The sequence below is a fragment of the Blautia sp. HCP3S3_D9 genome (assembly GCF_052063845.1).
Lineage (GTDB): Bacteria > Bacillota > Clostridia > Lachnospirales > Lachnospiraceae > Blautia_A.
Genome location: NZ_JBQHWS010000173.1, coordinates 1 through 5,800, shown reverse-complemented (window position 1 = coordinate 5,800; position 5,800 = coordinate 1). Strand labels below are relative to the sequence as shown.

6 protein-coding genes are annotated in these 5,800 nt (G+C 44.7%); all 6 read left to right on the top strand.

All coding sequences use genetic code 11. From position 1 onward, the window contains the following. Positions 1–22 precede the first annotated feature (22 nt). On the top strand, positions 23–1,903 hold the full coding sequence (locus ACTNES_RS19005) for an LCP family glycopolymer transferase (protein ID WP_441040394.1): 1,881 nt from the start codon (positions 23–25) through the stop codon (positions 1,901–1,903). Between the two features lie 22 nt (positions 1,904–1,925). Continuing rightward, positions 1,926–2,162 carry an LPXTG cell wall anchor domain-containing protein gene (locus tag ACTNES_RS19000; protein ID WP_320813300.1) on the top strand — a complete coding sequence of 79 codons (237 nt, stop codon included), beginning with the start codon at positions 1,926–1,928 and terminating at the stop codon, positions 2,160–2,162. A gap of 325 nt (positions 2,163–2,487) precedes the next feature. After that, on the top strand, positions 2,488–3,255 hold the full coding sequence (locus ACTNES_RS18995; protein ID WP_441040393.1) for a tyrosine-protein phosphatase: 768 nt from the start codon (positions 2,488–2,490) through the stop codon (positions 3,253–3,255). Positions 3,256–3,277: 22 nt separating this feature from the next. After that, on the top strand, positions 3,278–4,174 hold the full coding sequence (locus ACTNES_RS18990) for an immunoglobulin-like domain-containing protein (RefSeq protein ID WP_441040392.1): 897 nt from the start codon (positions 3,278–3,280) through the stop codon (positions 4,172–4,174). 14 nt (positions 4,175–4,188) lie between these two features. Further along, positions 4,189–5,595 carry a polysaccharide biosynthesis tyrosine autokinase gene (locus tag ACTNES_RS18985; RefSeq protein WP_441040391.1) on the top strand — a complete coding sequence of 469 codons (1,407 nt, stop codon included), beginning with the start codon at positions 4,189–4,191 and terminating at the stop codon, positions 5,593–5,595. Further along, on the top strand, positions 5,579–5,800 hold a 222-nt coding region (locus ACTNES_RS18980; protein WP_441040390.1), incomplete at its 3' end, for a hypothetical protein. The genes ACTNES_RS18985 and ACTNES_RS18980, both read left to right, overlap by 17 nt.

Genomic DNA, 5,800 nt, shown 5'->3' with positions numbered 1-5,800 from the left:
GTTTTAAATAGGAATGGAAAGAATGAGTGAAAGAGGAAAAACAAACAAACAAAATCAGGTAGATCAGTTAAACAGAGATCTGCTGAATATGCTTGACGGGACTGCCCGTCCTGCAGGACGAACGCGGACGAACGGGTCAGCTGGCAGAGATACAGATATTTTTGATGATATCTCCCGTGATTTCAAAGAATCGTCCGGAGCTTCGAGAAACACAGCGATACCAGATCCGGAACTGATTCCGAAGCCGGAGCCGGTCCGTGAACCGGAACCAATACCAAAGCCGGATCCAATGCCGGAGCTGGAATCAATACTTGAACCGGATCCAGAGCCGGAGCCGATATCAAAATCAATCTCAGAGCCGGAACCAGTGCCGACACCGGAACCAATCTCAAAACCGGAATCAGTACCAGAGCCGGAAGCAATTCCGGAACCGGATCCGATACCTGTATCTGTGCCGACACCGAAGCCTGCACAGAAACCCGTATCAATCGCAGAACAGGAAACAGTTGCCACACTGCCTCCTGAACCGAAGAAACCGGAAAAAACAGAACGCCCTGTACGTAAGAGTGCGAATCCGGCGAAGAACAGTCCTCATATGAGATATATCAGATATGAAGATCTGGAAGAAGAACAAAAACAGAAACAGCAGCAGGCACAGCTGACACAGACTCAGCAGAGACAGACACAGTCAGAACAGGGTCAGCAGGCGCAGGCTCAACAGCAACAGACACAGGCTCAGCAGAGAAGGTCTTCAACGTCATCAGCCAGACCGGTTCCTGCAGCTGACACAGACCGAACTCGGACGAAATCCAGTCAGAAACCAGATCCTAAAGCCAGAAAGAAATCCGGCCGGAAACAGAAGGCGCCCCGAAAGAAAAAAGGACCTCTTATTGCAGTGCTGATAATCTTCGGTATATTGGTTCTGCTGTTAGCAACTGCCGTAGGAGCTTACTTCTATCTGAATAAGAAGGGCGAAGCCCAGTTAAAGAAGAACCAGTCCATAGCATCCATCACTGCACCGGAAGAGGCATCATCTGAAGATGATGGAAAAACGATAGTGTACAACGGTGCGAAATATAAGTATAATGAAGATAACATAAACATTCTGTTTATGGGTGTCGACAGAGATATGCAGGATACCGGAGAGAAAGTAATCGGAGAGAACGGTCAGGCCGATGTACTCATCTGGGCAGCCTTAGATTCAAAAACCGGACATTTATCCTTGATAAATATCTCAAGAGATGCTATGGTAGATGTGAATAAATACAATGTGGAGGATCAATACCTCGGAACTGACAAAATGCAGCTCTGTCTGGCTTACTCCTATGGAGACGGCAAAGAGAAAAGCTGTGAGAACACACTTCAGTCAGTTTCCAGACTCATGTATGGTATGCCGGTAAATGCATACGTTGCCATTGATTATTCTGCTATCGCTCCGCTGAACGATGCGATCGGCGGCGTTACTGTAAATGTACTGGAGGATCTTACTCAGTCAGATTCCGCATTGAAAGCAGGAGAGACAGTTACTCTTCACGGAGAACAGGCGCAGACTTATGTACGTTCACGTAACACAGAAGTCCTGGATTCCAATAATCAGAGAATGGAGAGACAGAAGCAGTATATTGATGCGTTCCTGCAGCAGGCGATCAGCCAGACCAAGAAGAATCTTACACTTCCTGTAACATTGTATAATGATGTATCTGACTATATGGTTACCAATATCAGCGCATCTGAAGTAACACATCTGGCAACCCTGATGATCCAGAACGGAGTTTCCGGAGGAGACATCCTGACTGTACCGGGTGAGGTTACTCAGGGAGATGTATATGCGGAGTTCAATCCGGATGACAAAGAGCTTTATAAGCTGATTCTCAGCGTATTCTATAAAGAAATAAAGCAATAATAAAGTAAGGAGGATGGTTCCAATGAAAAAAAGAATGATGATCATGCTGTGTTCTGCAATGTTAATCTGTGGTTTATCTGTTCCTACAATGGCTGCAGTCAGCCCGACTGGAAAAAGAGATGTAACAACAACCACAAATAAAGCTACTACAGCACCGAAGACAGGCGAAGGAAATCTTGCTCTCTACAGTCTTGCAGGAGCTCTGCTTCTCGGTGGAACTGCTGTAATCTCAAGAAAGAAACTTGAACAGTCCAGATAGTCCGGTGCCGGGTGAAACATTGTATGTTTACGAGTGAAAAAGTCCTCAGAAAGTCTTCCTGAAAGTTTCGGAGGACTTTTTTACGTCATGAGGAAATTACTTTGTAATGTTTTGAAAATACGAGAGAGAATCCGGCTTGCAGGTTTCTTCGTTGCAGTGCAATCCTGTCCGGAGGGCTTTTTATGACATAAGAAACTCTTTACAGAATTCTATGTTAAATAATTAAAAAACACATATAAAATTCATACTAAAGTATGTTGGAACACCACATGGAAAGGGGTAAAATCTATCTCTGTATGAACATGCATATTTGGAAAGGATAAAGATGATCGATTTACACGCTCATATTTTGCCGGGTGTGGATGACGGAGCACGTGATATTCAGGATTCACTGGAAATGGCAGTTATGGCTGCAGACAGCGGAGTCAGCATTATGGTGGCAACTCCACACAGCAATCAGACCGGCAGATTCGAAAATTTCTGTTCAGAGAAACTGAGCGGAGATTTCAGACGTCTGAAAGCAGCGATCCGACAGAATCACATACCCTTAAGAATACTGGAAGGAATGGAGATTTTTGCGTCGGAAGACCTGGAAGATAAAATAAAAAAAGGGCTTCTTACAGGAATCAATCATACAGACTATTATCTGGTAGAATTTCCCTTTGAGGCAGATCCAATGTGGATCGGAGAATGCCTGGATGCAGTCTTTGAATCAGGTAAGATCCCGCTGATCGCTCATCCGGAGAGATATTTCTGTGTACAGGATTTTCCGGAGATTGTATATGAGTGGCTCAGATCAGGGTGTTATGCACAGATGAATAAAGGAAGCATTCTGGGCAGATTTGGCGGCAGAGTCAGAGAGAGCGCACGGATACTGCTGGAGAATGATCTGATCACCTGTGTGGCGAGCGATGCCCACAGATCCTATGTAAGAACACCCCATATGAAAGAAGTGAGAGATCACCTGACCAGAAATGGCGGGTTTGAATATACATATCACCTTCTGGAAGGCAACCCCCGGCGGATCATAAGTAACAGACAGATCCCTGCCCACGGCAGACGGCCGGAACGGCTCAGAAGGTACTACTGGTGAGAGGGAGAACAAGGAGAATGTTATGAAAAAATTAAGAATACTAAGCATTATCGTATTTGTGGCAGCAGCGGTCTCCTTTGGAATGTACAGAAATGAACAGATCAATTCCAAAGATAACCAGGCTCCGAAGATAACCATGAAGAAAGATTCCATTAAAGTATCCTGTGATGCAGATCAGAAAAAACTTCTCAAAGGAATCAAAGCAAAAGATTCCAAAGATGGAGATGTGACCGACAGTCTGATCATAGAATCCATCAGCAATTTCACAAAAAATAAAACAAGAACCATGACAGTAGTGGCATTTGATTCCGACAATCACGCAACCAAGGCTACCAGGAAAGTGAAATATAAGGATTATACTTCTCCTGAGTTTTCTCTCACTGATCCGCTGCGTTTCCCTATGAATACACAGGATATCATGGGAACTCTCACATGTAAGGATGTACTGGACGGAGACCTCACCGGCAAGATAAAGATGTCCAGCGAATATTATGTGCAGGCTGACAAGGCCGGAGAATATCCAATGATGTATCAGGCAGCCAACAGCGCAGGCGATGTACAGAAACTTCCTGTAACTGTAGAGATCTATGATCCTGCCAAAGAATCACAGAGACCTCAGATCGAACTGTCCCAGTATCTGATCTATACTTCTGCAGGGACAGTGATCAATCCATGGGATTATGTACAGCAGATTACAATGGGCGGGATTAAATATATCAGAGATGAGGACGGAGTACTCAGAGATCCCAAGCCATCCCAGAACCAGCAGAGAACATCCATAACATCCGAAGAAGTACAGATCAACAATGAGGCTGACTTTAACAAAGCCGGAGTATATGAGATCACATACCAGATGACAGATGACAGCGGCAAAGAGAGTGTGACCGGACAGGTTCGCCTGATCGTAGTTGTAAGATAAGGAAGGAAGAGAACATGGAAGAGAGAATTGACAGTGGACTGGTTCCACAGATTGATCTGATCAGCATGCTGAAGGATATAGCAAAGGAATGGTGGGCGATCCTGCTTCTTTCCCTGGCTGTAGCATTGTTTGCTGATATCTGGGTAAATGCCACCTATCAGCCGGAATATAAAACATCCACAACTTTTGTAGTCACTGCCAAAGGAATGAACACAAATGTATATCAGAATCTGAATTCCACCCAGCAGCTGGCACAGCAGTTTACAGAAATCCTGGACAGCAACGTTCTGAAGAAGAAAGTGGCACAGGATCTGAACATGAGCAGCCTGAACATTGATTCATCTGTAGATCTGGTACCTGAGACAAACCTGATCACCCTGTCTGTAAAAGCAGGCACAGCTGTAGAGTCTTACAGGATTCTGCAGTCTATCATGAAGAATTATAATACAGTATCCGATTATGCGATCAAGAATGTGATTATAGAGACCATTCAGAGCCCGGCAGTGTCTATGGCGCCTGTGAATCCTCTGAATGAGAAGAAAACAATGATAATAGCATTTATAGCCGCAGCAGCAGTATTTATGGTACTGGTTGCAGGAATCTCCTATCTCCGCGATACCATCAAGAATCCAAAGGATGTTACCTCCAAACTGGATACCAGACTTCTGGGAAGTATCTATCACGAGAAGAAATCCAAATCCATTAAGCTTCGTAAGAAAAAGGAATTTGTATCCATGCTGATCAGTAATCCGCTCAGAAGCTTTCAGTACGCAGAATCCAACAAGATGATGTCATCCAGAGTCAGAAGCTACATGGATAAGGAGAATGCAAAAACACTTCTGGTCACCAGCGTAATGGAGAATGAAGGTAAATCCACAGTAGCGGCAAACCTGGCACTCGGACTCGCGCAGGAAGGCAGCAGAGTAATGCTCATTGACTGTGACTTCCGTAAACCGGCACAGTACAAGATCTTTGACATGGAAGGCAAAGACGCAGATGATCTGGGTAAGGTGCTGACAGGCAAGGCAGGAACAGAGAATCTGATCTGCAACTGGAATGATACAAACCTCTATATGATACTGAACCGAACATCCTCTAATTCCATTGAGGCATTACTTAAGAGTACCACGTTGAGACAGATTGTGGGATTCTGCAGGCAGAACATGGATTATGTGATCATTGATACCTCTCCTCTGGCACTGGTATCAGATACAGAGGAACTGGCACAGATGGCAGATGCTTCCGTACTCGTAGTGAGACAGGATACTGTCCTTACCAAGGACATCAATGACGCCATCGATATTCTGAATAATACCAGAGGCAAGGTTCTGGGATGCGTGCTTAATGATGCATCATCATCTCAGATCACAGGAAGTACAGCACATTATGGATATGGAGGATATTATGAGAAACGAGCATAACAGTAGAGAAACAGATTCCGGGATCCTGTATTTTACTACGATCCTGGATGATATGTGGAGAGGCTTCAAGAAGTTTTTCCTGCTGTGCCTGATCATTATCGCAGCCTGCGGAGCAGGATTCTACTTCAGGGCCAAAACAAGCTACAAACCATCTTATCAGGCATATTCCTCCTTTGTGGTAGATACCAAGACAGCCTATGTTTAC

What these genes read in the sequence shown, in the direction of transcription:
- ACTNES_RS18985 (WP_441040391.1), top strand. Translation starts at nt 4,189, where the DNA reads ATGGAAGAGAGAATTGACAGTGGACTGGTTCCACAGATTGATCTGATC.
- ACTNES_RS19000 (WP_320813300.1), top strand. Translation starts at nt 1,926, where the DNA reads ATGAAAAAAAGAATGATGATCATGCTGTGTTCTGCAATGTTAATCTGT.
- ACTNES_RS18990 (WP_441040392.1), top strand. Translation starts at nt 3,278, where the DNA reads ATGAAAAAATTAAGAATACTAAGCATTATCGTATTTGTGGCAGCAGCG.
- ACTNES_RS18995 (WP_441040393.1), top strand. Translation starts at nt 2,488, where the DNA reads ATGATCGATTTACACGCTCATATTTTGCCGGGTGTGGATGACGGAGCA.
- ACTNES_RS19005 (WP_441040394.1), top strand. Translation starts at nt 23, where the DNA reads ATGAGTGAAAGAGGAAAAACAAACAAACAAAATCAGGTAGATCAGTTA.